Origin of the sequence: Comamonas antarctica (genome assembly GCF_013363755.1) — a bacterium.
Lineage (GTDB): Bacteria > Pseudomonadota > Gammaproteobacteria > Burkholderiales > Burkholderiaceae_C > Comamonas > Comamonas antarctica.
The window spans coordinates 3,562,483-3,588,477 of record NZ_CP054840.1 but is presented as its reverse complement, the minus strand read 5'-3'; the positions used below and the strand labels follow the sequence as shown (position 1 = coordinate 3,588,477).

Here is a 25,995-nt window from a genome sequence, read left to right as displayed (position 1 = left end):
GTGGTTTCGATGCTGTTGTTCGAGCAAAATTGTCCGATTCCGTTGCGCCCTGCGCCAGCAATGCCGGTGGCAACCGCATGGCGATCTGCCGCGGGGAATGTGGTGTCATGGACGCAAGCCGGTTGCGCATCCGCCGTCCGTCGCAGAGAGGGCAAACGTTCCAACTGCCGTTGGTGGGAGGTGACCGGGCCCAACGACTACATGACGTGGCGTGCGCAGTCGTTGCGTCATCTCACCGTGGCACGCGGCAGTCCCGGCCGGGTGTCCGGGTGGCGCCGGCCCGGCCGGCGGCGCCATTGCCGGCAAGGCTACTGAAGAATTCCGCGTTGGCGCGCTTCGTTGATGGCCTTGGTGCGCGAGGAAACTTCGAGCTTCCGATAGATGTGCGTGATGTGGCACTCGACGGTGTAGCGCGAGATCGACAGATGCTCGGCAATCTCCCGGTTCGACTTGCCGTCGGCGACCAGCGCCAGGATCTGCGCTTCGCGCGCGGTCAACACGCTGGGCTGCTGGCTGCGCGCGCTCTCCGCCGACCCGCCGCCGCTGTCCTTTGCCTGGGGCAGTTCCGCCAGGATATGCCGGGCGATGAACGGGTCGATGGGGGCACCGCCGCGCAGCACGCTGCGTATCGACAGCATCACTTCAAGGTCGTCGCGCTCCTTGAGCAGATAACCGGTCGCGCCGGCCTTGAGCGCGCGCAGGATGATCTCCTGCGTGCTCCAGGCGGAAATCACCAGGATGCTCTGCGCGGGGTTGCGCTGGCGCAGCTCGCTGATGAGTTCGATGCCGTTACCGTCGGGCAGGCCCAGGTCCACCAGGGCCAGCGCAAACGGCCGTATCGACGCGAGCCTGCGGGCATCGGCGAGCGTGCCGGCGACATGGATCGTGTCGGCGCCAAAGCCAAGGTCAAACAGGATGTTGAGCAAGCGGCCCTGGATGGGCAACTGGTCTTCGACCAGCAGCACCGGAGTGGGAAGGATGGAGGTGGCCGGCAGCGCGTTCGTGGACATGGTATGGGGTGGGCTGGAAGCGCCAAAGGGACACGCCGGCAATATATCGCGAGGATGCAGGACGGCGCCATCCCAGGAAACCGTGATCCCTAGGCGGCGCGCGTTGCGGCCAGTTCCTCCACCAGGCATGCCATCAACTGCGCAGCCGGCATTGCGCGTGCCAGCGGTGCGCCCTGGCCCGCCCAGAAGGCCGCGAAGTCATGGTTGCCCTGCGCGCCGGCCGCGGCCATGAGCTGCTTGGCGGCATCGTAGGCCAGGGGGTAGGCGGCGGGCGCCGGGCCGGCGTTTTCGCAGTGCGCGATGAAGCGGTTGACGACGCCGCGCGCGGGACGGCCCGACAGGGCTGCGGTCAGCCGCGTATGGGCCGCACGCTCGCTTTGCAGCGCCGCGCGGTAGGCGGCATTGGCGGCGGATTCGGGACACAGGATGAACGCCGTGCCCAGTTGCGCGGCCGCGGCGCCCAGGTCCAGGGCCGCGCGTATGCCCTGGCCGTCCATGATGCCGCCAGCGGCAATCACCGGCAGCGCGGTGTTCTTCACGAGCCAGCGCACCAGCACCGCGGTGCTGAGCTTTTCATCCTCGGCTTCGGGATCGAACATGCCGCGGTGCCCGCCAGCTTCGATGCCCTGGGCCACCAGCGCATCGACGCCCGCGGCCTCGGCCTGCCGCGCTTCGCGCAGGCTGGTGGCCGACGCCAGGGTGTAGATGCCCGCGGCCTGCAGCGCCGCGACCTGTTCCCGGGGAGGGACGCCGAAGTGGAAGCTGACCACGGCCGGCTTCTCCTCGATGAGCATCTCCAGCATCTCGGAGCCATCCAGGAAGCTGCGGTAGATCTCGTGCAGGGCTGTGGGCAACTGCGCACCGAACTCGGCAAAGAACGGCGCGAGGTGCGCGAGCCAGGCGCTCTCGGCCTGCGCATTGCGCACTGCGGGGGCATGGCAGAACACATTGACGTTGAACGCGCGCGGGGTCAGTGCGCGGGCCTGCGCAATCATCTCGCGGCCCTGGGCGGCCGTGCCCGCGCCCGGGCCCAGCGAGCCCAGGCCGCCGGCATTCGAGACCGCGGCCGCGAGTTGCGGCGTCGACACGCCGGCCATGGGCGCCTGGATGATGGGCTGGATGTCGAGCCGGGTGCAGAACGGGTGGGAGACGGGCATGGCGGATCCTGAGGTCGGGAGCGGCGGCAAGTGGATGCAGCGTGCGCGAGGCAGCCATCAAGCCAGAAAACTGGTGCTGAAGTCGCAGCATTCTCCCGCCAGTTGCGTGAGCTGGTCAAACAACGCGCTGCGCAGTTCCTGGCGGTACAGGATGTCGTAGACCACGGGTTCGTCGCTCAGGCCCGTATCCACCGCGACCAGCCGGCCGGCCGCGATTTCCGCGCGCAGGTAGCCGGTGGGCAGGAAGCTCACACCCTGGCCCGCGAGCGTCATGCCGACCAGCGGCAGCAGGCTGTTGGTGCGCAGCACCTGGTTGCGTCCGAGCTGCTGGCTGTGCTGGAGATGGCGTTCGGTGATGAAGCCCAGGCCCGAACCGCTGCCCTGCATCAGCAGCGGAATGTCAACGGGCGCCGTTGCGCCGGGCGTCGCCACGCCGCGGCCCGCCCAGCGGGCCTTGATGCCGGGGGTGGCCAGCCAGTCGAATTGCGCAGCGCCGAGTTCGCGCCGCACGAAGCCCGGCTGCTCGGCAAAACGCGGAATCACGATCAAGTCCAGCGCCTGCGCATCGGCTTTCGCCAGCAGGTCATCGGAAAAGTCCACATGCGGCCGGATCGAGAGCCGGGGAAAGCGCTCCTGCAGCGCAATCAGGTAGCGCGCCAGCCAAGTCGATGAAACCAGTTCGGTCACGCCGATGTGGACCACTCGGTCGACATACCTCGGCTCCACCAGTTCATCCATGAGCGCCTGGCGCTGGCGCAGCAGCGGCTCTGCCCCCTGCGCCAGGATCGCGCCCTTGGCGGTCAGGCGCACCTTGCGCGCGCTCCGGTCGAACAGGCTTTCGCCGACGATCTGCTCGAGTTCCCGGATGCGCTTGGAGATGCCGGCCTGCGTGGTATGGAGCTGTTCGGCGGCGCTGACGAAGCTGCCGGTCCTGGCGATCCAGTGCACCGCCTCGAGTTGCTTGAAGGTAAACATGGGTGCTGTTTTGTATAACTTTTGGTTGTCGAATACGACGAATAAATATCACTTTTTATTATTGCAGCCCCTGGGTAGATTAGGCGCCCGAGACAACGAGCCTGACCATGACCGATACGGAAATCTTTGCCGCGCTGCAGACCATTCCCACTTCCCACCTGAGCGACAACCTCGACCGGATGCAAGGCATTGCGGGACTGAACCGCTACCACGGCAGCAAGAAGCTGGTCGGCCGCGCATTGACGGTGAAAGTTCGCCCCGGCGACAACCTGCTGATCTACAAGGCGCTGACCCTGGGCCGGCCCGGCGATGTGCTGGTCGTCGACGGGCATGGCGAAACCTCGAATGCGCTGGTGGGCGAGCTGATCATGCTGTACGCCATCCAGCGCGGCTTCCACGGTTTCGTCATCGATGGCGCGATCCGCGACTGTGCGGCGTTCGCGGAGGCCGGCTTTCCCTGCCATGCCAGGGCGCTGAACCACAAGGGGCCGTACAAGCTCGGTCCGGGCCAGATCAATGTGCCGGTCAACCTCTGCGGCCAGGTGGTTCAGCCGGGCGACTGGGTGGTCGGCGACGAGGACGGCGTCGTCACGTTTGCGCCCGCGTCGGCCGAACAACTGATTGCCAAGGCCCTGGCCACCGCCGACAAGGAGCGCGGCATCAAGGCGGAAATCAGCAACGGCCAGGTGTACCAGAAGTGGCTTTTCGACACGCTGGAAAAGCAGCACCTGGCCTGAACAAAAACCAAAGGAGACAAGCATGAACAAGCAACTCAAAGGCGTGGCGCTGGCCGCCGCGCTGGCCTTCGCGGCGCCCGGCATGGCGCTGGCGCAGGATTTCCCCAGCAAGCCCGTGAAGATCGTCGTGCCCTGGGCACCGGGTGGCGCCACCGATGTGATCGCGCGCGTGCTGGGCCAGAAGCTCGGCGAGCGCCTGGGCCAGCCGGTCATTGTCGAGAACAAGGCCGGCGCGGGCGGCAATATCGGCACCGCGTCCTTCATCCGCGAAGTGGCCGACGGCTACACGCTGCTGATGGGCACCAGCAGCACCAACGCCGTCAACCCCGGCCTCTACAAGTCCCTGCCTTTCGATCCGGTCAGGGATTTCACGCCCATCGTGCTGGTGGCCACGGTGCCCAACGTGCTGGTGGTTTCGGCGAACTCCAAATACCAGTCGGTGGACGATATCGTGAAGGCCGCCAAGGCCGAGCCGGGCAAGATTTCCTATGGTTCGGGCGGCAACGGCTCGTCGCAGCACATCGCGGCCTCGGTCTTCTCCAAGGCCACGGGCAGCCAGCTGATGCATGTGCCCTACAAGGGGTCGGGGCCGGCCGCGGCCGACCTGATGGCGGGCCATGTGGCGCTGATGTTCGATACCGGCTCCATGGCGCATATCAAGGGGCACAAGTTCAAGCCGCTGGCCGTGGCGTGGAGCCAGCGCGTGCCGGCCTTGCCCGATGTGAAGACGCTGGAGGAGCTGGGCTACAAGGGGGTGCAGGCGTCGGCCTGGTACGGCTTCTATGCACCGGCCAAAACCCCGGCGGCTGCCGCCGACCGGCTCAACCGGGAACTCAATGCGGTGTTGCAGGACCCCGAGGTGAAGAAGCGGCTGAACGACTATGGCGCGATCGTCAATGGCGGCACGCGCGAGGAGTTCGCGCGCTTCACCAGCGCCGAGATCGACCGCTACCGCCGGATCATCCAGGACGCCAGGATCTCGATCGAATGACAATGCAAAAATAAGTATTTGAATCAGCCAATATCCCTGCGCCGCGAATGCCGCCGACAATCCGGCATCCGGATTTCAGGGAGCCTGCGTTGGCTACACCATCGAGCCGCGGCAGCCTGCCGCAGTCCACTGCCGCGCTGGCGCTGCTGGCCGTCATGTTGCCGCCGCTGCTGTGGGCCGGCAATTTCGTCGTCGGCCGCGCGATTCGCCACGACATCACGCCCGGCGCGCTGGTCTTCATCCGCCACTTGCTGGCGCTGCTGTGCCTGCTGCCGTTCTGCTGGCGCCACATGCGCCGCGATGCCGGCGCCTACTGGCGCCACCGCTGGTTCCTGCTGCGCACCTCGCTGACCGGCATGGTGCTGTTCAACCTGCTGATCTATCTCGGCCTGCAGTCCACCGCCGCGACCAATGCGCTGCTGTTCAATTCGGCGATCCCGGTGCTGATCGCGCTGCTGGCGCTGGTCTTCTTCCGCGAGCGCACCAGCGCGCGGCAGCTGCTGGGGCTGGGAGTGTCGCTGTGCGGCGTGCTGGCCATCGTCAGCCGCGGCGAATGGCAGGCACTGGTGCAGCTGCAGTTCTCGCACGGCGACCTGTTGGTGCTGACGGGTGTCGCGAGCTTTGCGCTGTACTCGATCTGGCTGCGCGACTTCCCGGCGGGCGTGCACCGCATCAGCCTGGTGTGCATGCAGATGCTGGTGGCGACGGTGCTGCTGCTGCCGGTGTTCGTGTGGAGCCTGGCGACGCAGGGCTTTGCGCCGTGGAGCGGCGCGACCGCGCTGGGCGTGGCCTACGTGGCCGTGGGCAGTTCGGTGGTGGCGACGCTGTTCTACGCGGCCGCGGTGCGCCGTTTCGGGCCGGTGCAGGCGGGCCTGAGCATCCACCTGACACCGCTGTTTGGCGCGTTCATGAGCGCGTTGTTCCTGGGCGAGCGCGTCTATCGCTACCACTGGCTCGGCATGCTGCTGATCCTGGGCGGCCTGGCCTATGCGACCTGGCCGCGGCGCGCAGCGCCGGCGCCCGAAAACGCAGGCTAGCGCGCTGCGCGCGCCGTGCTCAGTTGCGGCGATTTTCCAGCGCCAGCAGCAGCGCCGAGAGCTGCGCATCGAGCGCCGCCAGCGCGTCGGGCGCAAGCGGCGCCAGCAGCTGGTGCTCGTTGGCCACATGCACCTCGACCGCGCGCTCGATCAAGGCCAGGCCTTGCGGCGTGAGTTGCACCAGCATGCTGCGCGCATCCTGCGCGTTCGCCACGCGTTCGACCAAGCCGCGGGTCTCCAGCCGCTTGAGGCGGTGCGTCATCGTGCCTGACGTCACCATCAGCGTGGAGAACAGTTCGGTCGGACTCAGGCGGTAGGGCGCGCCGCCACGCCGCAGCGCGGCCAGCATGTCGAACTCCCAGAGGCTCAAATCAAAGGCCGTGAAGGCGGACTCCAGCTGCTGCTCGAGCAATGCCGCGCAGCGCTTGATACGCCCGATCGGCCCCATCGGGCTGGCGTCGAGATCGGGGCGCTCGCGCTGCCATTGCGCCAGGATGGCATCCACGGCATCGGGTGGACGGGACAGGTTTTTTTTCGGCATATGTCTTGACTTCAAGATAATTGGTGCACAAAATCGATTTGTCTTGAATTGAAGATACTACCATGTCCCCTTGTGATTCCCTGCGCCATGGGCGCGATGTGCTGCTGACCGCGCTGGCGCCCGCGATCTGGGGCTCGACCTATATCGTTGCGTCGGAACTGCTGCCGCCTGACCGCCCGTTCACCGCCGCGCTGATCCGCGTCCTGCCGGCGGGCCTGCTGCTGCTGCTGTTCTCCTGGCAGGCGCCGGCGCGGCGCGACGCGTGGCGCCTGCTGGTGCTGGGCGCGTTGAACATCGGCGTGTTCCAGGCGCTGCTGTTTGTCGCCGCGTATCGCCTGCCGGGCGGGCTGGCGGCCGTGCTCGGGGCGATCCAGCCGCTGCTGGTGATGCTGCTGGCCTGGGCGGTTGACCGCCGCGCGCCGGCCCAGGCCACGCTCTGGGCCGCCGTGGCCGGCGTGCTGGGCCTGGCCGTGCTGCTGCTGTCGCCGCAGACGGTGTTCGAGCCCGTGGGCATTGCCGCGGCCCTGCTGGGCGCGGCCTGCATGGCCAGCGGGGTGTGGCTGACACGCCGCTGGCAGTTGGATCTGCGCTTGCTGCCGCTGACCGGCTGGCAGCTGGTCATCGGGGGCGTGATGCTGGCGCCGCTGGCATGGCTGGCCGATGCGCCGCTGCCGGCGCTGGCGCCGCTGCATTGGGCCGCCTACGCCTATCTGAGCCTGGCGGGCGCGTTGCTGGCCTATGGGCTGTGGTTCCGCGGCGTGGCGCGGCTGCCGACGGTGGCCGTGGCCTCGCTGGGCTTGCTGAGCCCGCTCACGGCCGTGGTGCTGGGCTGGACGCTGCTGGGGCAGTCCATGACCGGCATGGCGCTGTGCGGCCTGGCAGTGGCGCTTGCCAGCGTGCTGGCCGTGCAATGGACGGCGTCACGCAGCCGCTGAGCGCCGAACCTCCATTTTCCCGCTGTTCTTCTCCTGACCCTCATGACGACATGACTCTCTCCATGCAACAAACCATCGAAACGCGCAACTCCATTCACCAGTTCCAACCCGGGCGTCCGCTGGACGGCGACACCGTTGCAACGCTGGCCCGCCTGGCCACCACGGCGCCCACGGCCTACAACCTGCAGAACTGGCGCCTGATCGCGGTGTGCTCGGAAGACGCCAAGGCGCGGCTGAAGGCAGCGGCATTCGGCCAGCAGAAGATCGCCGATGCGTCGGCGGCATTTCTCGTCTGCGGCACGCTGGCGGCGCACCGGCAGCTGGCGGCGGTGCTGCAGCCCAGTGTGGCCGCCGGCATCGTGAAGCAGGCGGTGGCCGACGCCTGGGTGGCGCAGGCCGGCGCAGCGCATGAAGGCAATGCGCAGCTGCAGCGCGACGAAGCCATGCGCTCGGCGTCGATGGCGGCAATGACGCTGATGCTGGCGGCGCAGCACATGGGACTGGGATCGTGCGCGATGGGCGGCTTCGATGCCGAAGCCGTGGCGCGCGAGTTCGGCCTGGGCGCGCTGGAGCTGCCGGTGATGATCGTTGCCGTCGGCCACCCCGCTGCGGGCAACGCGCCGCAGAAGCTGCGCCGGCCGCTGGACGAGGTGCTTGCCGTGGCCTGAGCGTCCGATGGCATGTGATGCTATAACATCGGTTCCCGGTCCGGGCGCGGGTTTTTGCCGTCGCGCCCGCCTTGCTTTCAGATCCCGGAGATGCCGATGTTCAAACCCTTCCTGGCGCCGGTGCGCGCCTTTGCCTGGGCGCTGGCCGTCGCCGCCGCGCTGCCCGCCGCCGCGCACCAGCAAGCCCATACCCATGGCCAGATGACGCTGGACGTGGCCGTCGATGCCCGCTCGATCACACTGGCCCTCGCGTCGCCGCTGGACAGCTTCCTGGGCTTCGAACGCGCGCCGCGCACCGCCGCCGAGCGCAAGCAGGTCGCGGACATGGTGGCCCGCCTCAAGGCCGCCGACCAGCTGTTCCAGCCCGATCCCGCGGGCGGCTGCCAACTGGCCCAGGTCGCGCTGGAGTCCGAAGCGCTCGGACTGGGCACGCAGCGCCACGCGCAGGGGCAGGGCGGCGAGGCCGAGCATGCCGACATCGCCATGGACATCGTCTTCACCTGCGCCCGCGCCGCGGATGCGCGCTTCATCGATGTGAAGCTGTTTGGCGCCTACCCGCGGCTGCGCGGCATCGAGGCCCAGGTGGCCGTACCCCAGGGCCAGTTCAAACGCAGCCTGCGGCCTGGCGCCGCGCGGCTGGGCCTGGCGCGTTGAGCGGCGCGATGGCGGGCGCGCTGCTGGAGGTGAAGGACCTGCGCTTTGCCTGGCCCGGCAGTGCGCACGATTGCCTGGACATTGCCGCGCTGCAGGTCGCGGCCGGCGAGACCGTGTTCCTGCATGGCCCGAGCGGCTGCGGCAAGAGCACGCTGCTGTCGCTGCTGGCCGGCGTGCTGCTGCCGCAGTCGGGCCGCGTGGCGCTCGATGGCGTGGACTGGGGCGACCTGCGCCCGGCCGCACGCGACCGCCACCGCGTCGACCAGGTGGGCTATATCTTCCAGCAGTTCAACCTGCTGCCGTATCTCACGGCGCTGGAGAACGTGCTGCTGCCCTGCCGCTTTTCCACGCGCCGGCGCGAAGCCGCGGCGCGCAGCGCGCGCTCGCTGCGCGCCGAGGGCCAGCATTGGCTCGGCGGAATGGGGCTCGATGCCGCGGTTTCGGACCGGCCCGCGCACATGCTGTCCGTGGGCCAGCAGCAGCGCGTGGCCGCGGCGCGCGCTCTGATCGGCCGGCCGGGCCTGGTCGTTGCCGACGAGCCGACCTCGGCGCTCGATGAAGACCGGCGCGACGTGTTTCTGGACCTGTTGCTGTCGGCCTGCGCCGAAGCCGGCAGCGCGCTGGTGTTCGTGAGCCACGACCGGCGCATTGCGCCGCGTTTCGGCCGGCAGGTTTCGCTGCCGGCCATCAACCGCGCCGCAGTCGGCATGCAGGCGGTCGCATGAGAGCCGGGTTCCTGTGGGGCCTGGCCTGGCGCAGCGCCTGGAACCGGCGCTTCACGCTGGCGCTGACGGTCTGCTCGATTGCGCTGTCGACCTTCATGCTGCTGGGCGTGGAGCGCGTGCGCACCGATCTGCGCAGCAGCTTCAGCTCCGCGGTGTCCGGCACCGACCTGATCGTCGGCGCGCGCACCGGCTCGGTGCAATTGCTGCTGTACTCGGTGTTCCACGTCGGCGCGGCCACCAACAACATCCGCTGGAGCAGCGTCGAGGCGCTGGAGCGGCTGCGCGGCGTGGCCTGGGTCGTGCCGCTGTCGCTGGGCGACTCGCACCGCGGCTTTCCAGTGCTGGGCACGACACCGGCCTACTTCGAACATTTCCGCTATGGCGAGCAGCAGCCCCTGGCGCTGCGCGAAGGGCAGCGCTTCGAGGATCTCTACGAGGTGGTGATCGGTGCCGAACTCGCGGACCAGCTCGGCTACCGCATCGGCCAGCGCATTGCGCTGTCGCATGGCACGGGCGAGATCCAGTTCGGCGCCGACCATTCGGACAAGCTCTTCACCATCAGCGGGATCCTGGCGCGCACCGGCACGCCGGTCGACCGCACCGCGCACATCAGCCTGCAAGCCATGCAGGCGCTGCATGTCGACTGGGTCGCGGGCACGCCGCTGCCGGGCATGAAGATCGGTGCCGAGGAGGCGCGCAGCCGCGACCTGCAGCCGCGCAGCGTCACGGCGGCGCTGGTCGGGTTGCACAACCGCGCGGCGGTGTTCTCGGTGCAGCGCCAGGTCAACCGCTTTGACGACGAGCCGCTGATGTCGATTCTTCCGGGCGTGGCGCTCGATGAACTCTGGGAGGTGGTCGGCACGGGCGAGAAGGCCTTGCTGTTGATGTCCGGCCTGGTGGCGCTGGTCAGCATGGCGGGCCTGATGTCGGTGATCCTCGCCGGCCTGAACGAGCGCCGGCGCGAACTGGCGGTGCTGCGCACCGTGGGAGCGGGCCCGTGGCAGGTGCTGGCGCTGCTGGCGCTCGAGGGCAGCGTGCTCACGCTGGCCGGCATGGCGCTGGGCATCGTGGCGCTGGCGGCCTGCGCGCTGGTGCTCAATCCCTGGCTGCAGGCCCATTTCGGGCTCACGCTGCATCTGGGGCAAACTACCCCCTTGCAATGGCTGCTGCTGGCCGGGCTGCTCGCGGCCGGCTGGCTGGCCAGCCTGCTGCCGGCCTGGCGCGCCTACCGGTTGTCGCTGGCCGACGGCTTGTCTCCAAGGACTTGATGCCATGAACACTTCTCCTGCCGCCCCCGCGCGGCGCCAACTGCTGCAGATGCTGGCCGCCGCAGGCGGCCTCGCGGCAGCGCCCTGGCTGCATGCCGCAGCCTTCACCGAGATCAGCTGGGACGCGCTGGTGCCGCGCGGCTGGGATCCGATGAAATCGTTTGCCGACCTGCAAAAGCTCGCCGAGCTGCCGGACTCCGACCCGCGCGTGCAGGCGCTCTACGACCGCATGCGCAAGGTCTGGGACGAAGCGCCCACGGTGGCCGCGTTCGACGGCAAGTCGGTGAAGATACCGGGCTTCATCGTGCCGCTCGAAGGCGACGAGAAGGCGCTGCGCGAGTTCCTGCTGGTGCCGTACTTCGGCGCCTGCATCCACACGCCGCCGCCGCCGGCCAACCAGATCATCCATGTGAAATCCGACCCGCCCGCGAAGGGATTCAAGACCATGAGCGCGGTCTGGATCAGCGGCACCATGGGCCGCGCGCGCAAGGATTCGGAACTCGGCGTGAGCGGCTACAGCCTGCAGGCGAAGCGCGTGGAGATCTTCCGCGAGAAGTAGCCTCGCCTAGGTGCGTGGATCGGCCTGCTCCTACCTGCGGCAAAGGCGCACGCCGACCGCGGCAGGACGCCGGGGCAGTCAGGCTAGGCACAGGAGCTGGCCATCCAGGCCACGCCGGAAACTGGAGAGATCCCATGCGCACACCCGACACCACACCCCGCGACGAACCCCTTGTGGACCGCAGCTACGATCCGAACGCCGAACTGCCCGAAGGCGACGACATCAATGACCACCTGAATGCGGAGACCGAGGTGGCCGATTCCATCGAAGAGGTATCGGTGCATCGCTTCGACGACCTGCCTCAGGACGGCCCCCTGAATTTCGATGATGGCACCGACATGGGCCATCCGCGCGGCAACACCGAGCGCGAAGGCGGCACCTGGGAGGCCGAAGGCGCCGACAGCGGCGATATCGCGCCCCCGGCGGAAGTGCTGTCGGACAGCAACAATCCGCGGGAACGCGGCAGCCGGGGCTGACCTGCGAACCGGGGCAGGGTGGCACACCCTGCCCGGGCATTCAACCCGCGCCGCGGCTGGCGCCGCCACCGCCGTTCTGGCGCGACTGGTTCTGATTGCCGCTGCCGACCTGCGATTCGCGGTCGTGGCGGCTTTCGGGCGTGCGCTGGCCTTCGTTCTTCTGCGTGGGCGCCTTGTTGCCCTGCTGGTTGTGGTCGTTCTCGACCTTGCCCTTGCCGGGTTCCTGCTTGTCTGTGGACATACCGTTCTCCTTTGAGGTTGCGGTCCCACTCTAGGCAAGCATGCCCGGATGGCGGGCAGGCCTGGGCGCCGCCGCGCTGTCAGGACGCTCCGACAGTGCGCCCACGCCGAGGGCCTTGGCGCAGCCGGGTCAGACCGCCACCGCGCGGCGGTTGCGGTCCTTGTCGTCGTAGAAGCGCAGCTTGTCGGTATACATCGCCTGATCCGCGCGATGGACCACGGCTTCCATGGACGAACCTTCCTGGCCCACTGCATGGCCCATGGCCAGATGGATGGTATGGCCGGGATAGAACTGGTTGTTCAGGTCCAGCAGCGACACGATGCGCTCCTGCATGGCGAGCGCGCCGCGCTCGTCCGTCGCCGGCAGCAGCACCATGAATTCGTCGCCGCCGATGCGCGCCACGCAGGCCGGGTCGTCGACGGCCTTGGCCAGTACCTCGCCGAGGCGGCGCAGCATGGCATCGCCTGCGGCATGCCCATGCTCGTCGTTGACGGCCTTGAGGCCGTTCATGTCGATCGCCACGACCGCCAGCGGCCACGGCCCCTTGCGCGACAGGCGGTTCAGCTCCTCCATGTAGAACGCGCGGTTGCGCAGCTGGGTCAGCACGTCATGCTTGCCCAGGTATTCGAGATAGGCTTCCGCCTTCTTGCGCGCCGTGATGTCGACCAGCGACAGCAGCACCAGTTCCCAGTTGTCCGCCAGGCGGTTGATGGAAAACTCGAGATGGATATGCAGCACCTCGCCGTTGAGCGAGTAGTTCACCACTTCGCGCTGCTGCACCAGCTTGCCGTCCCAGAGGTCGATCAGCTGCTCCGCAAAGGAGTCGTACATCTCGCCACGGAACACGCGCGACAGGTTCTGCAGCAGTTCTGACTTGCTGCCGGCGCCGAACATCTCCAGCGTCTGCCGGTTGACATCGATCACGCGGATCTCCTGCATGCAGCGCGTGACGAATTCGGGATGCACCTTCAGGAAGGTGCGGAAGTCCGTGATGCCGCGCGCGCGCACTTCGTCGAGCAGGCGCCTGACTTCGCTGAAGTCCTCGACCCACAGCGACACCGGCGAATGCTCGAACAGGTCGCGCGCGTACTGCTCGCTGCGCTGCAGCTGCTGCGTGCTGCGCACTTCAGCGGTCACGTCCTCGAGCGAGACAAGCACCCGGCTCCAGCTGTCCTCGTAGCCGGGCAGCACCCGGGCGCGGACCTGGACGTCCAGCCGGCGGCCATCGAGCGCGTAGTTGACCGAACGTGTCTCGAATCCCTGCCGGCCCTGCCAGAGCGCCAGCAGTTCGGCAACGATGCTGTCGTGCATGTCGCCGCGGAACACTTCGTGCAGGCGGTCCTGCAGGGTCTGCTGGTCCTTGGCTTTGAACAGCTCCAGCGTGTACTGGTTGACGCGCAGTACCTTGTACGACTGGCTGCAGCGCTTGACCCGCTCGGGGTCTTCGCGCAGATAGGCCAGCAGGTCCGTGACACCGTCGGCACGCCACCGGTCGAACAGCTGTTTGAGCCCACTGTAATCTTCCATCCACAGGGAGACAGGGGCGAGGTCGAACATGTCTTCAAAGTCGAGCCCGGTTGCGAGAGAAATGGTCACCAATAACACCTCCGCTGCGAATTATTGCCGACCTCCTCTGGCTGCGCCATTTCCCGGCGCACGAGAGGTGGCAAGCAAGACACCGGCGGCGGCGCCCGGGCACGCGCCGCGCTGGTTCCCAGGACTGCCTGCGCCCGCCGTCGTGCCTGTCCGTGGCGCTTGGAAAAACGATTGGTTGTGGACCGTTGCCATTATCCAGATATACAGAGCTAATGCGGCACTGAGATTTTTTCTGATTTTGCCAGGGAACCGGTATGGAGCATCTGTTACTTAAATTCAAATTCTATCGATGTAAATATCTGTATATCTGGGCTTGCAAATCTTCCATATGGGTTGTTGTGCATTTCTTGCCATAAATCCATGATCGCCCTTCTGATATTTTTGCAGGAGAAGACTTGCAGCTGGTTCAGTGGATCCAAGGATGATAATAATATGGACAGCAATTGTGCTTTTGCAGATATTCTGAGGCGCATATATTCCCGCGACATCCAGCAAGCCGTTGCGCGTGAATTGGGCCTGCAGTCCGGCAACGACCAGTCCCCGGAGCGGCACATGCTCCTGCGCGCCATTGCCATGGCCGAGGCCAGCCGCAAGGCGCTGCGCGGCGTCGATTTCATGACGCAGCTGATGTTCAGTGCTGCTGCCCGATCGGCTGGGTTTACCCATGCCTGTCATGCCTTGGGGTTGTCGCCGCAAGCGCTGAGCGCGCCGCAGCGGGCCGCCATCGATGCGTGCATGGCACAGCGCTTCATCCAGGCCGCACGCCGGCGCGCGAGCCCGGTGGCGCCATGGCGCGCGCAGCAGTGGCTGCTGGCCGAACTGATGGCGGTATACGCGCAGATTCCAGACGCGCACTGATCGCCAGTGTGTCGTCAGGCCAGCAGGGTCGGATTGTTTTTACCAGCCGCAGCTGGAGCGCTGATATGCGCAGCCGGACGCAGCAGTGGAATTTCTGCAAGCTCCGGAATTTGTCGCCCTTGTTTCAGCGATTTTGAATATCAGCCAGTTGGCATGCCATTTTGAAACCGCCATTTCCCCATTGAAAGATGGCGGCTCTTCTCTGGTAATCCCTTTGCCAGGTATGTGGTTCCCACAGAAATCATTCGTGCCTGGCCAGGTATGGAGGAAAGGGTTGAATGGCGGCGGTGATTAACGATGGGTGAACCGCCCGGGTGGCAAGCCGGCGCAGCCTGCGAGCCACCTGCTCCTGCAGGTGCATGCGCAGCACCCCTCTTCAAGAGGCATTGCCTTCTCCGGTCTCTCCGTTCACTGATGCATGCACCGGCGTGGTCGTCCACGTCTGTGGGCACTTCGACAGGAAAAGAAGGCGCCTTTTTAAAAGACACAGCTTCGTAAAGGTTTTTCCGTTTTTATCTATGCTGCGGACAAGTTGTAGCGGATATTGGCTACAGGTTTTCAGTGATTGGCAAACGTGTTTCTTTTGCATAGGAACCATTGTTTTTTTAATGTTACTAACCTGATGATAATTCGATAGGTTTTTATTATTGTGACTATTACAACGCTTTCGACACCTGCGGGTACCAATGAGATTTCGCTGCAATCATTCCGTGATTCGGCGCACATGGGCCCAATGTTGCACGTGGTCCATGATGGGCATGCCTGGAAAGTAGAGGCGTTGCGCACCACGATGGGGGAGCGTTCAGGCGGATGCAAAGGAATCGAGGTGGATACCACCTCGGTTTTTGTCGCCAGTCTGGGCCGTGCGTTTTCCCCGGGCATCCAGGCGGCCGTGGTGCGCGAACTGGGGCTTGTTCCCCGGCCTGGCGAGTCGCTCGAATCCGCTGCCGTGCTGCAAGCCATTGCCATGGCCGAAACCAGCCGCAAGGCGCTGGAAGGCGTGGATTTCATGACGCGGCTGATGTTCAGCGCGGCCATCCATGGCACCGGCTTCACGCAAGTCTGCGTGGCGCTGGGCTTGCCGCCCGAGGCGGTCGGCGCGCAGCAGCGTACCGCCATTGACGCGCGCCTACAAAACCGTTTCGACGAAGCCGCGCAGCAGGGACAGACGCCGGTGGCTCCCGCACTGGCGCGTCAATGGCTACAGGCCGAACTGTCGGCTTTGAAGCTTACGCTGGACCCCCTTTGATACCTGCAGCGCAGGGTGTGCGCTGCCGCGGGTGCTTTCATCTTTCGCGCTTGCGAGGCCTTTCAGGCTCGCTTGTCGCAACCAATACCTATGTTGAAAAGCAGGATTTAATGGTGCGAATGGCATTTGAACATTCGCGAAATGCCTGTTTTTCTACTTAATATCCAGTAGATTTATCAATGAAAATACGTAAAAGCAAAGGGTGATGAAATATTGGTATTTTTTCTGTGTATACAAAGAATAATTCGCATGTAAGAATTGGTTACGCAAGTAAGAGTGCATTTTTAATTTGTACACAGGCGGTGGCCAATATGATTGACGAAACAACGCTGCATGCATGGAATGACAATTCTCTGAAGTCGGATACGCCCGGAGAAAATGGAGCTCAGCCCGCGCTGGACGAGCAATCGATGGCCCAGCGCGATGAGTTGTTCCAGTCCCTGGTGCAAGCCCACGGCACGCGTCTGTACCGTTTCATCATCAAGAATATCGGCAATTCCAGCGACGCCCAGGATCTCGCCCAGCAGGCGTTCCTCGAAGCCGTACGCTCCTATCACTCGTTCCGCGGCCAATCCGAGCTTTCCACCTGGCTTTACGGCATTGCCATGAACCTGGTGCGCAACCACCTGTCGCGCGCCCCGCACCGGCGCTACGAGTTCACCGATGAATCGGTATTGGCGGATGTGGCTTGCGACGCGCTGGCGCCGGAACAGGAGGCGGAGCAGTCGGAACGCATGCGGCATCTCCAGCAGGCGCTGGGGGACCTTCCCGAGAGCATGCGATCCATCCTGCTGATGGTTGCCGTCGATGAGATGTCCTATGAGTCGGCCGCGGCGCTGCTGACGGTCCCCGTGGGCACGGTGCGCAGCCGGCTCTCGCGCGCCCGCGCAGCACTGCGTGCCAAGCTGAAGGCGCGCGGCGTCGAACTCGATTTCTGACTCCCGGCTTTCGCGAGAGCGTCCCTAGCCGGGCGCCCCTAGCCGGGGGCGCCTAGCCGGGGGCGCCCCCCACCACCTCAACTGCCGGTGCTTTCGCGCACGATGCGCCAGCTGCCGCCTTCGTTGCGCATCGACAGCCTCTTGCGCGGGGTGGACCGCAGATCGCCAGCCGCATGGATCTGCTGGAACTTCGCGGTGGCTTGTTCGCCGTCGAGGGACAATTCCAGCTGCTGCAGCGTGACGGTAATCCTTTGCTTGCCGGTGATCCGGGCTCGGCGACCCTGCTCCCACTGCGCGCGGGTGGCGCCATTGGCCGGCGTGAATCCGTCGCTGTAGGCATCGAGATAGCGCGGGATGTCCAGGCTTTGCCAGGCCGCGGCCCAGTCCTGAACCGCTGATTTGACGGCCTGAGCGGCTGTGACCTCAGACGCAGCAGGGGGCGGTGGCCGGCGCCTCGGCACCGGTTGCCTGGACATCGACCGGGACCGCAGCCGGAACCGGAACCGGAACCGGAACCGGAACCGGAACCGCAACCGGAGCAGCTTCGGGCGCGGCGCCAACGGGTTCGGAGGGGGCCGCAGGCGGCCGCAGCGGCGGCGCTGCGGGCAGCGCGGGCGCGGAGGCTTCGGGCTGCGCTTGCGCGGGCAGCGGCGGCGGCAGGGGGGGAATGGGCAGCGGCGCTGCAGCCGCAGGCGGCTCGCGCAGCGCCTGGACATCGGCGGCCATGCCCCCGGGCAGGGTCACGAGACGCGGCCTGATCATGAACAGCCGCTCGCTGGACTGCTGGTTCTGTGACTTGTTGGAGAACAGCATGCCCAGCACCGGCAGCGAGCCCAGCCCGGGGATCTTGTTGATATCGCGTGTCGACTGGGTGCTCTTGTAGCCGCCGATCAGCAGCGTCTGGCCTTCGCCGACGATGGCCTGGGTGCTGACCACGCTGCGGCGCACGCGCGGCAGGGTGTCGCTCTGGGTCTCCTGGATCTGGCCGTCCTCGATGTCCACATCGAGCTGGATCACCGGTCCGTCGGGGCGCTGCACGTAGTGCGGCGTGACGCGCAGCGTGGTGCCGGCCGTGATCGGCGTGACGGTGGCCACGCGCTCGCCGATGCTGCGCACGTAGAAGGTTTCCGACAGGTCGAGCAGCGCGCCGATGTTGTCGATGGTGAGGATGGATGGCCGCGACTGGATGTTCGCCTCGCCCGTGCTCTCGAGCGCGCGGATGCGGTTGATCAGGAAATTGCCCGAACTCACCACCAGGCTCGTGGGGTCGACGGAGGCCGCGCGCGAGACCGCGCCCAGCACCAGGTCGTTGCCGTCGCCGCGCGGGGTCATCGAGCCGAAGCCGGCGACGGTGCCGCCGCGGCGCGCGCTCCAGGCAATGCCCAGCTCGTCCAGGCGCGAGGAGTTGATGTCGATGATCATGGCCTCGATCTCGATCAGCGGCGAGGGGACATCGAGCTGCTCGATCAGGCTCTTGTACAGCGGCATGCGCTCGGCGGTGTCCTGCACGATGATGGCATTGAGCCGCGAATCGGCCTGGATCGACGGCGCGAGCCTGCGCATGCTCAGAGGCGTCGTGGCCGTTCCCGCCGCTTTCTGCACGCCATTGGCTGCGGTCTGCGCGCCCGTGGGGTTGGCGGTGCCGTTGGGCGAGGCGAAAGGGCCCGTGGGCAGGCCCGAGCTGTTGGGGTCGAATGACATGCCTGCGGTGTTCGCCGCTCCGGCCATGGCGGGCAGGCCCGGGCCCGCGGCCACCGAGGAGAGCAGGGAATTGTTCACCCCCGCGCCACCGCCCTGGCCGCCGATCAGGTTGCGCAGCACCTGGGCCAGGCCCGGCGTGGTGATCTGGCGGTCGCGGTAAAGGATGGTGCGGTCGTCGACGGAGGCGTGCTTGAGGCGGAACACGGCCACCTGCTGGCCGCCGGCCATCATTGGCAGCTGGGCCATGGTGCGCTCGATCAGCGCGACATAGGGCGCGGGGCCGGACACCAGCGCAATGCCCTGCTCGGGCAGTTCGCCCCAGCCAAAGCGCGCGTCGAGCACACCCAGGCTCTGCAGTGCCTGGCGCACGGTGGCGATGTTGCCGCCGCCGGCGCTGATGCTGCGCGTGGTGACCTCGGTGGTGCGGCCCACGTACAGCGTGCCGGCATGGGTGAACCAGGTCAGACCGTAGACGCCGGCCAGCCGGTCGATGAACTCCGTCGGGCTGGCGCTGTTGAACTTGCCCTGGACCTTGCCCGTGACCTGGGGCGACAGATCCAGCGACAGGCTGAAGCTGCTGGCGAAGTCGCCCAGCACCTGGGCCATCGCGGCATTTTCGGCATAGTAGCTGTAGGGCGCTTCCGTCCAGGGCGCAGGCGCGGCCCGGGCCGTGTTCCAGGTGGCGGCCAACAGGCCGGCGCAGGCCAGCGCATGCAGCGCGCGCCGGGGCCAGGCGCGGGCGCCAGGACGCAGCGCAACGAGAGCAGGCAGGGACATAGGCAGGGAACTCCAGGAAGGCCGCATTCAGAGGGACCGGCTGGCTTTGGACCAGAACGCCAGCGAGTTGACGAATCGGCCCACGGCCTCGTCGATGTCATGCACCGAGCGGGCCGTTGCGCACAGCTGCAGCCAGATCGCGCGTTCGCGGGAGTCGACGCTGCAGGTGGTGGGCTGCTCCTTCATGGTGCCGCAGGCCAGCCGCGCAAAGGCCAGCAGCAGCTCGTCTCGGACCGGGCCCGGCAGCGGCAGCGGCTTGAGCTTGGCGCTGAGCATGATGCCCTCGCCGGGCAGCGCGCGCAGCCGCAGCGCGTACTGGTCGTCGACCAGCATCTGCAGCGTGCCGGTATCGGGCGCCATGGGAATGTCGTACTGGTCCGCAAAGCGGCCAAGCAGGGCGGCGGTGGCCGCGGAGTGGGGGGCGGGCATGGGGCAGGGCCTTCAGGGCTGGGGAGGGTCGAACTGCTGCAGCAACCGAAGCACTTCGGCCACGGGCTCGACCAGTTCGGAGGGAATGAATTGGCCGGCTTCGCCCTGGGCCGTGAGCGCCCGGGCCAGCGGGATGTTCTGCATGACCGGCACGCCGGCCTCGCGTGCCGCCTCCTTCATGCGCTGGGCCAGCGCGCCTTCGCCCATGGCCAGGATCAGCGGCAGCGGTGTTTCGTCTTCGTCGTAACGCAGGGCCACGGCCAGATGGGTCGGGTTGGTCACCACCACGGTGGCGCTGCGCGCGCTCTGCACCGCCCCCTGCTGCTGCATCTCCTGGTGCAGCTGCTTGCGCTGGTGCTTGATGTGTGGGTCGCCCTCCATCTGCTTGTACTCCTGCTTGACCTCGTCCTTGGACATCATCAGTCCCTTGCGGTAGTTGAAGCGCTGCCAGACAAAGTCGGCCAGCGCGATCACGCTGTAGGCCAGGCCGATGTGGATCAGCATGGTCTTGAGCAGCGTGGCGATGACCTGCCCGAGCCCGGGCAGGCCGGCCTGGGGAATGCTGGTCAGGATCGGCATGGCGTCGCGGATCAGCGTGGCCAGCAGGCTCGACAGGATGGCGATCTTCAGGAAGGACTTGAGGAACTCCACCAGGTTCTTCTTCGAGAACATGTTCTTGGCGTTGGCCAGCACATTGAGCTTCTTGCCCGAAGGCTTGAGCTTCTCGAACGCGAACAGCAGGCCGACCTGCATGGCATCGGCGAAGATGCCCACGCCCAGCACGATGCCCAGGAAGGGCAGCACGGTCCAGGCGGCGGTGCTCAGCACTTCGGTCACCAGGGTGTTGGCCGCGTCATGGAATTCCAGCCGCAGCAGCGTGCCGGGCAGCAGGATCATCTGTGCCAGGCTCTCGACGATCCGGCCGCTGTTGCCGAGCAGGTAGCCAAAGATCGCCAGGATCAGCAGCGTCTGGGTGAAGTCCTTGCTGTAGGCCACATCGCCCTTCTTGCGCGAGTCGCGCAAGCGCTTGGAAGTCGGCTGTTCGGTCTTTTCGCTCATCCGCCGGGCCCCCACTGGCTGCGCAGCCACGGCAGGATCTGCCCCACGGACAGCACATGCTCGGCGCCGTACTCGAACAGCGACGCCGCATAGAGCATCAGCACCAGCATGGCCAGCGCGCTCTTGATCGGCATGGCCATGAAGAACACCTGCAGCTGCGGTGCAAAGCGGCTCACCAGCGCCAGGCCGAACTCGGCCAGGAACATCGCCACCAGCGCCGGCGCGGCCAGCAGCAGCGCCATGCGCACCAGGCGGTCGAGCTGTCCCAGCAGCAGCGGCACGGACTCGGGCTGCAGCTCGGGCCGCCATTGCAGCACGCTCCATAGCGCGAAGCTGTCGTAGAGCGTGCCCAGCAGCAGCGAGAAGCCGCCGCTGATCAGGAAAAAGACAATGAAGGCCTGGTTGAACAGGATGCCCAGCGGCGATGAATCATTGCCTGTCAGCGGATTGAGCGTGGCGGCGATGCTCGCGCCGCGCTGGTTGTCGACGAGAAATCCGACGGCTTCGAAAATCCAGAATGGAATGGCCGCGAGGTAGCCGATCACGAAGCCGATGAAAGCCTCCTTGACCATCAGCAGCACCAGCGCGGCCGGCGACAGGTCGAGGGCCGCAGCCGTGACCATGGGGGCCAGCGCCGGCACCATCACCAGCCCCAGAGCGCCTGCCACGGCAAAGCGCAGCATTCCGGGAATGAGCTGGGCGTTGAACAGCGGCAGGGCAATGAACATGGCGAGCATTCGCGGTTGGGTGAGGGCCAGTGCCTTGATGAAAGACGTGGCCTGCTCATAGGTAACCGGCAGCTCCATGGGGTTCCCTTGCGCGCCGTTCAGTGGCCCAGCGCCGGCAGTGCGTCGAAGATCTGCACGGTGAAATTGAACATCTCGCCGCCGATCCAGCGCGCCGTGAGCAGGATCGTCAGGGACACGGCAACCAGCTTGATGCCGAAGGACAGCGTCTGCTCCTGGATCTGGGTCAGCGCCTGGAACAGCGAGAACAGCGTGCCGACGACGGAGCCGACGATGATCGGCGGCAGCGACAGCCAGAGCACCAGGTACAGCGCCTGCGTGAAGTAGGAGACAACATCGACGGTTTGCATCAGGGGTCCTTTACGGCTAGGTTCTGGATCGCGCGCACGCTTGCGCAGGCTCGGGGCGAGCGGCATCAGGCATAGGTCAGCACCAGCCCCTGGATCAGGCGCGACCAGCCGTCGACCATCACGAACAGGAACAGCTTGAGCGGCAGCGAGATCGTGACCGGCGAGACCATCATCATCCCCATGGCCAGCAGGATGTTGGAGACGATCAGGTCGATGACGACGAAGGGCAGGTAGATGAGAAAGCCGATCTGAAACGCCGCCGTGAGCTCGGAGACCACGAACGCCGGCATCAGCACGATGAAGTCGCGCTCGCTCATGCCTTCGGACAGGCGCGGGCCCCACATGCGCTGCGCCGTGCGCACGAAGAAATCGCGCTGCTCGGTACGGCTGTTCTTGAGCATGAATTCACGCAGCGGCTCGGCGCCGTCGCGCACCCCGCCCACCAGGGCGGGAATGCTCTTGAGCGCGTCGGGCTGGGCCGTGACGCGGTCGAACATGTGCATGCCGACCGGTGCCATCACATAGACCGACAGGATCAGCGCCATGCCGTACAGCGCCAGATTGGGCGGCATCTGCTGCACGCCCAGCGCGTTGCGCAGCAGGGACATCACCACGGCGATCTTGAGGAATGAGGTCGTGACCACCACCAGCGTCGGCATCAGCGCCATCAGCGCCAGTACGACGGCCAGCGTGATCGGATCGAAGCTGGTCATTCTTCTTCCGCCGCCTCGGCGGGCTCATCCGCGGGGCGGCCATCGGCGGGGCGGCCATCCGCGGGGCCGCGGCTTGGGGGCGCGAGCCGGCGCAGCGCCACGCCCAGGTGGCCGTCGATTTCCACCAGCTCGCCTTCGCCGACCAGCGCGCCGTTGGCTCGGATGCGCACCGCGCCGGCCACGGGATGGCCCAGGCGGATGGCCTGGCCGGGCTGGAGCGCGCGCAGTTCGGCCAGCGTCAGCGTGATCTCGCCCAGGTCGAAGGACAGGCGCACCGGGATGGCAAGCAGGTCTGCAGCGTCTTGCAGCGGAGTGTCGAGGTCGGGCATGGCATGGGTCCAGGATTGGACGACGGTGAGGAAAGGGGCATGGGGTGCGGCGTCCGGCGGCGGCAGCTGCACATGCAGTCCGCCGGCACCCGGGGCCTGCAGCCACAGCACGCGTTCGCCCGCCAGGAAGCTGCGTTCCATGAGCAGCACGTCGCCGGGCGCGAGCTGCTGGAGTTCGCGCGCTTCGAGGCGGGCGTAACCGATGTCGAGGTGCAGCTGCACCTGGAGGGCGTCGCTGGCCAGCGCGCCGTCCTGTGCAGGCAGGCCTGCCACCAGTCCGGCCAGCAGCAGCAGGCCCAGGCCGTCGGTGCGCAGCATGCCGGCCAGGGCCTGCATTCCGGTCGCGGCATCGAGCCGCCAGGCGAACGCATGCGGCAGTGCCGCGGGCGCCTGGCCGATGGTGGTGGCGACGATGCGCGGCGCGCCGCGCCCCAGTGCTTCGAGCCGTGCGAGCAGCTCGCCCAGTGCGGCTTCGAACGTCGCGGCCTGCATGTCGGCGGGCATTTCCGGCAGGGCCGCGCCATCGAGCAGCGCCGACAGCAATTGCTGCGCCGCCGCCGCGGGCAGCTGCAGCTGCAGCAGCGCGCCCGCCCATTCGATGCTGGCAAAGGTGTCGCCGGGGGCCGCAGCGGGCCAAGCCGGCGCGATGACCGGGTGCAGGCGCCCCTGCCAGTCGCCGCCGGCGCAGTGCAGCGGCAAGGCCAGCGCGCGCTGGGCCAGCGCGGTGTATGCCTGCGCCTCGTTGCGCGACAGCGCGAGCGGGGCCCAGGGGGAAGGGGAGGCAGGAGAGGAGGACATCGGAAGGTAGGGCAGAGAATTCAATGGTCGGCATCGACCTGCAGCAGGCAGGGATCTTCCGGGTCGTCGGTCTGCACCTGCACGCGCACATCGCGCTGCAGGCGCCCGGCCAACTGGTCGGCAAACCAGCGGGCGCCGGCACACAGGCGCTCGCGCGCGCTTTCCTGGCTGCAGGTGAAGCGCGTCAGCAGCCGTCCAGCCTCCTCGAAGATGTCGACGACCACGCCCGGCAGTTCGGCCGAGTCCAGCTGGATCTGCACGCCGCGCCGGCCGTTGCTGCCGTCGCCGACCAGCAGGCGCCGGGCCATGCGATCGAGCGCCTGTTCGAGTGCTGCCGGCGGCGCGTCCGGTACGGGGGACGCGGGTTTCGCATCGGCCGCGGACGCTGCCGGGCCGAACAGCGCAAACGGGTTGCTGGTAGTGCCCGCGGGATTGGCGCTGGCAGGCGGGCTATCGGCCGGCGCGGCGCTGGCCGCACCGCGCTGCTGCGACAGCAGTTCGCGCAAGGCCCGGCCCTGGTCGGCCAGCTGCTGCTCGCTGCGGCTGTCGGCATGGCCGGCGGTGTCGGGCTGGGCGTCGAAGGTATTGCCCGAGGGCACGCCCACGTCGAGATGGATGGGTCGGTCAGTGCGCATCAGGTGTGTCCTGCGTCGTCTGCATGCCAGTCCTCGCGCTCGCGCACCACGCTCGCGGCTTCTTCCATTTCCAGGTCTTCGCGGCGCTCGGATTCCAGCGCATCCAGCGCCGCGAACGAGCTTGCCAGGTCGACGAACTTGGAGGTCTGGCGCGCTGCCTCCTTGTGCATCCTGCGCGCCTGGTCCAGCGCCTGCTGCGCGGTATCGAGCGCCTGCTGCGCGGCTTCGAGCGCATCCTGCTGCTGCTGCTCGCGCTGGCGCAGCGCGGCCACGGACTGATGCACGTTGTCGATATCGCGCAGCCGCACCAGGCGCGAGCACAGGTCCTCGTAGAGCCGCTGCTCGGCCAGCACGCCGTCGGCCAGCAGCCGGGCCAGCAGCTCCTCGGCTGCCTGGCGCTCGGCCTGCGCCTCGAGCCAGGCCTGGCGCTGCTGGCGCATGGCGGTTTCGGCCTGGCCTTCGCGAAAGCGCTTGATGGCCAGCAGGTCGCGCAGCATTTTCATCGCCGGCCTCCGAGCAGTTGCTCCAGGGCCTGCAGCGTCTCATCGAGGCGCGAGAGGTCGGTGGTGCGCTGGCGCAAGAAGGCGCGGATGGCTTCGATCTTGTCGATGGCCTCGTCGGTGGTGGGATCGCCGCCGCGCTTGTATTCGCCGATCTTGACCAGCAGGTCGACTTCCTCGTACTTGGCCATGAGCTCGCGCAGCCGTCCCGCCATGCGCTTGTGCTCGGGCGTGACCACGGCGTTCATGACGCGCGAGGCCGAGGCCAGCACGTCGATGGCCGGATAGTGGTTGGAGGCGGCGAGCTTGCGCGACAGCACGATGTGGCCGTCGAGAATCGAGCGCGTCTCATCGGCGATCGGTTCGGTCATGTCGTCGCCCTCGACCAGCACCGTGTAGAGCGCGGTGATCGAGCCCTTGTCGTTCATGCCCACGCGCTCCATCAGCTTGGGCAGCGTGGCGAACACCGAGGGCGGGTAGCCGCGGCGCGTCGGCGGCTCGCCCGCGGCCAGGCCGATCTCGCGCTGCGCGCGCGCGAAGCGCGTGACCGAATCCATCAGGAACAGCACCTTCTTGCCCTGGTCGCGGAAGTACTCGGCAATGGCCGTGGCGACATAGGCGGCCTTGGCACGCTCCATCGACGACTTGTCGCTGGTGGCGCAGACGATCACGCTTTTCTTGCGGCCTTCCTCGCCCAGTTCATGCTCGAGGAATTCGCGCACCTCGCGCCCGCGCTCGCCGATCAGCGCCACCACGGTCACGTCGACGTCGGCGCCCTTGACCAGCATGCCCATCAGCGTCGACTTGCCGCCGCCCGCGGCCGCGAAGATGCCCATGCGCTGGCCTTCGCCGCAGGTCAGCACCGAGTCCAGCGCGCGCACGCCCAGCTCCAGCGGCTGGTTGATGATGCGCCGCTTGAGCGGATCGGGCGCCTCGGCGAACACCGGGTAGAACTTGCTGGCTTCGAGCGGGCCGCGCTCGGCCTCGTCCAGCGGGCGGCCCAGGCCGTCGAGCACCCGGCCCAGCAGGCCGAAGCCCACGGGCACCAGATGCGCGCGGCCGGTGGGAATCACCTCGGTGGCGGCCGAGATGCCGTACATGTCGCCGATCGGCGTGAGCAGCGCGGCATCGCGCGCAAAGCCCACGACCTCGGCCTTCATCTCGAAGTCCTCGCCGGGGTTGCGCAGCACGCAGACCTCGCCGACCTTGACCGTCGGCACGACGGCGCGGATGATGGTGCCGACCACCTGGGTGACGCGGCCCTTGATCTGCAGCATCGGCGCGTCGTCGAGCGCGAGCTGCATCATCTCGGCGATGTAGTCGAACTGGCGCAGCGCGCGCAC

Annotated in this window: 31 protein-coding genes; 14 read left to right on the top strand and 17 right to left on the bottom strand. The window is 67.0% G+C overall.

What is annotated here, in order from left to right:
- Positions 1 to 308: 308 nt before the first annotated feature.
- The 3 genes from HUK68_RS16705 to HUK68_RS16695 form a co-directional block, all read right to left on the bottom strand.
- Positions 309 to 1,010, bottom strand: a complete 702-nt coding sequence (locus tag HUK68_RS16705; RefSeq protein ID WP_175505217.1) for a response regulator transcription factor — start codon at positions 1,008 to 1,010, stop codon at positions 309 to 311.
- Positions 1,011 to 1,099: 89 nt separating this feature from the next.
- On the bottom strand, positions 1,100 to 2,167 hold the full coding sequence (locus HUK68_RS16700) for an NAD(P)H-dependent flavin oxidoreductase (protein WP_175505216.1): 1,068 nt from the start codon (positions 2,165 to 2,167) through the stop codon (positions 1,100 to 1,102).
- A 57-nt stretch (positions 2,168 to 2,224) separates the two neighbouring features.
- A complete protein-coding gene (locus tag HUK68_RS16695) occupies positions 2,225 to 3,142 on the bottom strand; it encodes a LysR family transcriptional regulator (RefSeq protein ID WP_175505215.1) in 918 nt (305 codons plus the stop codon).
- A gap of 107 nt (positions 3,143 to 3,249) precedes the next feature.
- Here HUK68_RS16695 and HUK68_RS16690 point away from each other — a divergent pair, with 107 nt between their 5' ends.
- The 3 genes from HUK68_RS16690 to HUK68_RS16680 all read left to right on the top strand — a co-directional run bounded on the left by HUK68_RS16690 (position 3,250) and on the right by HUK68_RS16680 (position 5,907).
- Positions 3,250 to 3,879: an RraA family protein gene (locus HUK68_RS16690; protein ID WP_175505214.1), complete on the top strand. Its 630-nt coding sequence runs from the start codon at positions 3,250 to 3,252 to the stop codon at positions 3,877 to 3,879.
- A gap of 22 nt (positions 3,880 to 3,901) precedes the next feature.
- Positions 3,902 to 4,870, top strand: coding sequence for a Bug family tripartite tricarboxylate transporter substrate binding protein (locus tag HUK68_RS16685; protein ID WP_175505213.1), 969 nt, complete (start codon positions 3,902 to 3,904; stop codon positions 4,868 to 4,870).
- 89 nt (positions 4,871 to 4,959) lie between these two features.
- Positions 4,960 to 5,907: a DMT family transporter gene (locus HUK68_RS16680; RefSeq protein WP_175505212.1), complete on the top strand. Its 948-nt coding sequence runs from the start codon at positions 4,960 to 4,962 to the stop codon at positions 5,905 to 5,907.
- A gap of 19 nt (positions 5,908 to 5,926) precedes the next feature.
- Here HUK68_RS16680 and HUK68_RS16675 read toward each other — a convergent pair whose 3' ends face one another.
- Positions 5,927 to 6,448, bottom strand: a complete 522-nt coding sequence (locus HUK68_RS16675) for a MarR family winged helix-turn-helix transcriptional regulator (RefSeq protein WP_175505211.1) — start codon at positions 6,446 to 6,448, stop codon at positions 5,927 to 5,929.
- 62 nt (positions 6,449 to 6,510) lie between these two features.
- Here HUK68_RS16675 and HUK68_RS16670 point away from each other — a divergent pair, with 62 nt between their 5' ends.
- The 7 genes from HUK68_RS16670 to HUK68_RS16640 all read left to right on the top strand — a co-directional run bounded on the left by HUK68_RS16670 (position 6,511) and on the right by HUK68_RS16640 (position 11,733).
- On the top strand, positions 6,511 to 7,383 hold the full coding sequence (locus HUK68_RS16670; protein ID WP_175505210.1) for an EamA family transporter: 873 nt from the start codon (positions 6,511 to 6,513) through the stop codon (positions 7,381 to 7,383).
- 62 nt (positions 7,384 to 7,445) lie between these two features.
- Entirely contained in the window at positions 7,446 to 8,051 is a 606-nt protein-coding gene (locus tag HUK68_RS16665) for a nitroreductase family protein (protein ID WP_244146191.1), read from the top strand.
- A gap of 96 nt (positions 8,052 to 8,147) precedes the next feature.
- On the top strand, positions 8,148 to 8,705 hold the full coding sequence (locus HUK68_RS16660) for a DUF2796 domain-containing protein (protein ID WP_175505208.1): 558 nt from the start codon (positions 8,148 to 8,150) through the stop codon (positions 8,703 to 8,705).
- A gap of 8 nt (positions 8,706 to 8,713) precedes the next feature.
- A complete protein-coding gene (locus tag HUK68_RS16655) occupies positions 8,714 to 9,430 on the top strand; it encodes an ATP-binding cassette domain-containing protein (RefSeq protein WP_175505207.1) in 717 nt (238 codons plus the stop codon).
- Positions 9,427 to 10,698 carry an ABC transporter permease gene (locus tag HUK68_RS16650; protein WP_175505206.1) on the top strand — a complete coding sequence of 424 codons (1,272 nt, stop codon included), beginning with the start codon at positions 9,427 to 9,429 and terminating at the stop codon, positions 10,696 to 10,698. Before HUK68_RS16655 ends, HUK68_RS16650 begins: the two co-directional genes overlap by 4 nt.
- 4 nt (positions 10,699 to 10,702) lie before the next feature.
- A complete protein-coding gene (locus HUK68_RS16645) occupies positions 10,703 to 11,257 on the top strand; it encodes a DUF3299 domain-containing protein (protein ID WP_175505205.1) in 555 nt (184 codons plus the stop codon).
- Between the two features lie 134 nt (positions 11,258 to 11,391).
- On the top strand, positions 11,392 to 11,733 hold the full coding sequence (locus tag HUK68_RS16640) for a serine/threonine protein kinase (RefSeq protein ID WP_175505204.1): 342 nt from the start codon (positions 11,392 to 11,394) through the stop codon (positions 11,731 to 11,733).
- A gap of 40 nt (positions 11,734 to 11,773) precedes the next feature.
- Here the strand turns inward: HUK68_RS16640 and HUK68_RS16635 are convergent, their stop codons facing one another.
- Positions 11,774 to 11,974 carry a hypothetical protein gene (locus HUK68_RS16635; RefSeq protein WP_175505203.1) on the bottom strand — a complete coding sequence of 67 codons (201 nt, stop codon included), beginning with the start codon at positions 11,972 to 11,974 and terminating at the stop codon, positions 11,774 to 11,776.
- 129 nt (positions 11,975 to 12,103) lie between these two features.
- On the bottom strand, positions 12,104 to 13,531 hold the full coding sequence (locus HUK68_RS16630) for a sensor domain-containing diguanylate cyclase (protein WP_390887760.1): 1,428 nt from the start codon (positions 13,529 to 13,531) through the stop codon (positions 12,104 to 12,106).
- A 399-nt stretch (positions 13,532 to 13,930) separates the two neighbouring features.
- Between HUK68_RS16630 and HUK68_RS16625 the strand changes: the two genes are divergently transcribed.
- From HUK68_RS16625 to HUK68_RS16610, 4 genes are all read left to right on the top strand, one after another.
- Positions 13,931 to 14,428, top strand: a complete 498-nt coding sequence (locus HUK68_RS16625; RefSeq protein WP_175505201.1) for a hypothetical protein — start codon at positions 13,931 to 13,933, stop codon at positions 14,426 to 14,428.
- A gap of 85 nt (positions 14,429 to 14,513) precedes the next feature.
- Positions 14,514 to 14,723: a hypothetical protein gene (locus tag HUK68_RS16620; protein ID WP_175505200.1), complete on the top strand. Its 210-nt coding sequence runs from the start codon at positions 14,514 to 14,516 to the stop codon at positions 14,721 to 14,723.
- A gap of 354 nt (positions 14,724 to 15,077) precedes the next feature.
- Positions 15,078 to 15,677 (top strand): BspR family type III secretion system anti-sigma factor, encoded by a 600-nt coding sequence (locus HUK68_RS16615; RefSeq protein ID WP_491523266.1) that lies wholly within the window; start codon positions 15,078 to 15,080, stop codon positions 15,675 to 15,677.
- A 311-nt stretch (positions 15,678 to 15,988) separates the two neighbouring features.
- A complete protein-coding gene (locus HUK68_RS16610; protein WP_244146362.1) occupies positions 15,989 to 16,615 on the top strand; it encodes an RNA polymerase sigma factor in 627 nt (208 codons plus the stop codon).
- Between the two features lie 77 nt (positions 16,616 to 16,692).
- On the opposite strand, the gene HUK68_RS16605 is transcribed toward HUK68_RS16610, so the two are convergent.
- From HUK68_RS16605 to sctN, 11 genes are all read right to left on the bottom strand, one after another.
- A complete protein-coding gene (locus HUK68_RS16605; RefSeq protein ID WP_175505198.1) occupies positions 16,693 to 17,091 on the bottom strand; it encodes a L,D-transpeptidase Cds6 family protein in 399 nt (132 codons plus the stop codon).
- On the bottom strand, positions 17,039 to 19,093 hold the full coding sequence (gene sctC / locus HUK68_RS16600) for a type III secretion system outer membrane ring subunit SctC (RefSeq protein WP_175505197.1): 2,055 nt from the start codon (positions 19,091 to 19,093) through the stop codon (positions 17,039 to 17,041). The genes HUK68_RS16605 and sctC overlap by 53 nt, the downstream gene beginning before the upstream one ends.
- Positions 19,094 to 19,120: 27 nt before the next feature.
- On the bottom strand, positions 19,121 to 19,522 hold the full coding sequence (locus HUK68_RS16595; RefSeq protein ID WP_175505196.1) for a type III secretion system chaperone: 402 nt from the start codon (positions 19,520 to 19,522) through the stop codon (positions 19,121 to 19,123).
- 12 nt (positions 19,523 to 19,534) lie between these two features.
- Entirely contained in the window at positions 19,535 to 20,581 is a 1,047-nt protein-coding gene (gene sctU / locus HUK68_RS16590; RefSeq protein WP_175505195.1) for a type III secretion system export apparatus subunit SctU, read from the bottom strand.
- Positions 20,578 to 21,387, bottom strand: coding sequence for a type III secretion system export apparatus subunit SctT (gene sctT / locus HUK68_RS16585; RefSeq protein WP_175505194.1), 810 nt, complete (start codon positions 21,385 to 21,387; stop codon positions 20,578 to 20,580). The genes sctU and sctT overlap by 4 nt, the downstream gene beginning before the upstream one ends.
- Positions 21,388 to 21,407: 20 nt before the next feature.
- Positions 21,408 to 21,677, bottom strand: a complete 270-nt coding sequence (gene sctS / locus HUK68_RS16580; protein ID WP_175505193.1) for a type III secretion system export apparatus subunit SctS — start codon at positions 21,675 to 21,677, stop codon at positions 21,408 to 21,410.
- A gap of 65 nt (positions 21,678 to 21,742) precedes the next feature.
- Positions 21,743 to 22,390 carry a type III secretion system export apparatus subunit SctR gene (sctR, locus tag HUK68_RS16575; RefSeq protein ID WP_175505192.1) on the bottom strand — a complete coding sequence of 216 codons (648 nt, stop codon included), beginning with the start codon at positions 22,388 to 22,390 and terminating at the stop codon, positions 21,743 to 21,745.
- Positions 22,387 to 23,517 (bottom strand): type III secretion system cytoplasmic ring protein SctQ, encoded by a 1,131-nt coding sequence (gene sctQ / locus HUK68_RS16570; RefSeq protein ID WP_175505191.1) that lies wholly within the window; start codon positions 23,515 to 23,517, stop codon positions 22,387 to 22,389. Before sctQ ends, sctR begins: the two co-directional genes overlap by 4 nt.
- 20 nt (positions 23,518 to 23,537) lie before the next feature.
- Positions 23,538 to 24,152, bottom strand: coding sequence for a hypothetical protein (locus tag HUK68_RS16565; RefSeq protein ID WP_175505190.1), 615 nt, complete (start codon positions 24,150 to 24,152; stop codon positions 23,538 to 23,540).
- Positions 24,152 to 24,655, bottom strand: coding sequence for a type III secretion system stalk subunit SctO (gene sctO / locus HUK68_RS16560; protein ID WP_175505189.1), 504 nt, complete (start codon positions 24,653 to 24,655; stop codon positions 24,152 to 24,154). The genes HUK68_RS16565 and sctO overlap by 1 nt, the downstream gene beginning before the upstream one ends.
- Positions 24,652 to 25,986: a type III secretion system ATPase SctN gene (gene sctN, locus HUK68_RS16555; RefSeq protein WP_175505875.1), complete on the bottom strand. Its 1,335-nt coding sequence runs from the start codon at positions 25,984 to 25,986 to the stop codon at positions 24,652 to 24,654. The genes sctO and sctN overlap by 4 nt, the downstream gene beginning before the upstream one ends.
- Between the last annotated feature and the right edge of the window lie 9 nt (positions 25,987 to 25,995).

Excerpts from the sequence above, each read along its gene's own strand:
- HUK68_RS16660 (WP_175505208.1), top strand. The coding sequence starts at position 8,148 with ATGTTCAAACCCTTCCTGGCGCCGGTGCGCGCCTTTGCCTGGGCGCTG.
- HUK68_RS16690 (WP_175505214.1), top strand. The coding sequence starts at position 3,250 with ATGACCGATACGGAAATCTTTGCCGCGCTGCAGACCATTCCCACTTCC.
- HUK68_RS16595 (WP_175505196.1), bottom strand. The coding sequence starts at position 19,522 with ATGCCCGCCCCCCACTCCGCGGCCACCGCCGCCCTGCTTGGCCGCTTT.
- HUK68_RS16700 (WP_175505216.1), bottom strand. The coding sequence starts at position 2,167 with ATGCCCGTCTCCCACCCGTTCTGCACCCGGCTCGACATCCAGCCCATC.
- HUK68_RS16630 (WP_390887760.1), bottom strand. The coding sequence starts at position 13,531 with ATGTTCGACCTCGCCCCTGTCTCCCTGTGGATGGAAGATTACAGTGGG.
- HUK68_RS16645 (WP_175505205.1), top strand. The coding sequence starts at position 10,703 with ATGAACACTTCTCCTGCCGCCCCCGCGCGGCGCCAACTGCTGCAGATG.
- sctT (WP_175505194.1), bottom strand. The coding sequence starts at position 21,387 with ATGGAGCTGCCGGTTACCTATGAGCAGGCCACGTCTTTCATCAAGGCA.
- HUK68_RS16670 (WP_175505210.1), top strand. The coding sequence starts at position 6,511 with ATGTCCCCTTGTGATTCCCTGCGCCATGGGCGCGATGTGCTGCTGACC.
- HUK68_RS16650 (WP_175505206.1), top strand. The coding sequence starts at position 9,427 with ATGAGAGCCGGGTTCCTGTGGGGCCTGGCCTGGCGCAGCGCCTGGAAC.
- sctC (WP_175505197.1), bottom strand. The coding sequence starts at position 19,093 with ATGTCCCTGCCTGCTCTCGTTGCGCTGCGTCCTGGCGCCCGCGCCTGG.
- HUK68_RS16655 (WP_175505207.1), top strand. The coding sequence starts at position 8,714 with ATGGCGGGCGCGCTGCTGGAGGTGAAGGACCTGCGCTTTGCCTGGCCC.
- sctU (WP_175505195.1), bottom strand. The coding sequence starts at position 20,581 with ATGAGCGAAAAGACCGAACAGCCGACTTCCAAGCGCTTGCGCGACTCG.
- sctR (WP_175505192.1), bottom strand. The coding sequence starts at position 22,390 with ATGACCAGCTTCGATCCGATCACGCTGGCCGTCGTACTGGCGCTGATG.
- HUK68_RS16565 (WP_175505190.1), bottom strand. The coding sequence starts at position 24,152 with ATGCGCACTGACCGACCCATCCATCTCGACGTGGGCGTGCCCTCGGGC.
- sctO (WP_175505189.1), bottom strand. The coding sequence starts at position 24,655 with ATGAAAATGCTGCGCGACCTGCTGGCCATCAAGCGCTTTCGCGAAGGC.
- HUK68_RS16640 (WP_175505204.1), top strand. The coding sequence starts at position 11,392 with ATGCGCACACCCGACACCACACCCCGCGACGAACCCCTTGTGGACCGC.
- HUK68_RS16675 (WP_175505211.1), bottom strand. The coding sequence starts at position 6,448 with ATGCCGAAAAAAAACCTGTCCCGTCCACCCGATGCCGTGGATGCCATC.
- HUK68_RS16635 (WP_175505203.1), bottom strand. The coding sequence starts at position 11,974 with ATGTCCACAGACAAGCAGGAACCCGGCAAGGGCAAGGTCGAGAACGAC.
- HUK68_RS16605 (WP_175505198.1), bottom strand. The coding sequence starts at position 17,091 with ATGTCCAGGCAACCGGTGCCGAGGCGCCGGCCACCGCCCCCTGCTGCG.
- HUK68_RS16610 (WP_244146362.1), top strand. The coding sequence starts at position 15,989 with ATGATTGACGAAACAACGCTGCATGCATGGAATGACAATTCTCTGAAG.
- HUK68_RS16665 (WP_244146191.1), top strand. The coding sequence starts at position 7,446 with ATGCAACAAACCATCGAAACGCGCAACTCCATTCACCAGTTCCAACCC.
- HUK68_RS16625 (WP_175505201.1), top strand. The coding sequence starts at position 13,931 with ATGATCGCCCTTCTGATATTTTTGCAGGAGAAGACTTGCAGCTGGTTC.
- sctS (WP_175505193.1), bottom strand. The coding sequence starts at position 21,677 with ATGCAAACCGTCGATGTTGTCTCCTACTTCACGCAGGCGCTGTACCTG.
- HUK68_RS16695 (WP_175505215.1), bottom strand. The coding sequence starts at position 3,142 with ATGTTTACCTTCAAGCAACTCGAGGCGGTGCACTGGATCGCCAGGACC.
- HUK68_RS16705 (WP_175505217.1), bottom strand. The coding sequence starts at position 1,010 with ATGTCCACGAACGCGCTGCCGGCCACCTCCATCCTTCCCACTCCGGTG.
- HUK68_RS16685 (WP_175505213.1), top strand. The coding sequence starts at position 3,902 with ATGAACAAGCAACTCAAAGGCGTGGCGCTGGCCGCCGCGCTGGCCTTC.
- sctQ (WP_175505191.1), bottom strand. The coding sequence starts at position 23,517 with ATGTCCTCCTCTCCTGCCTCCCCTTCCCCCTGGGCCCCGCTCGCGCTG.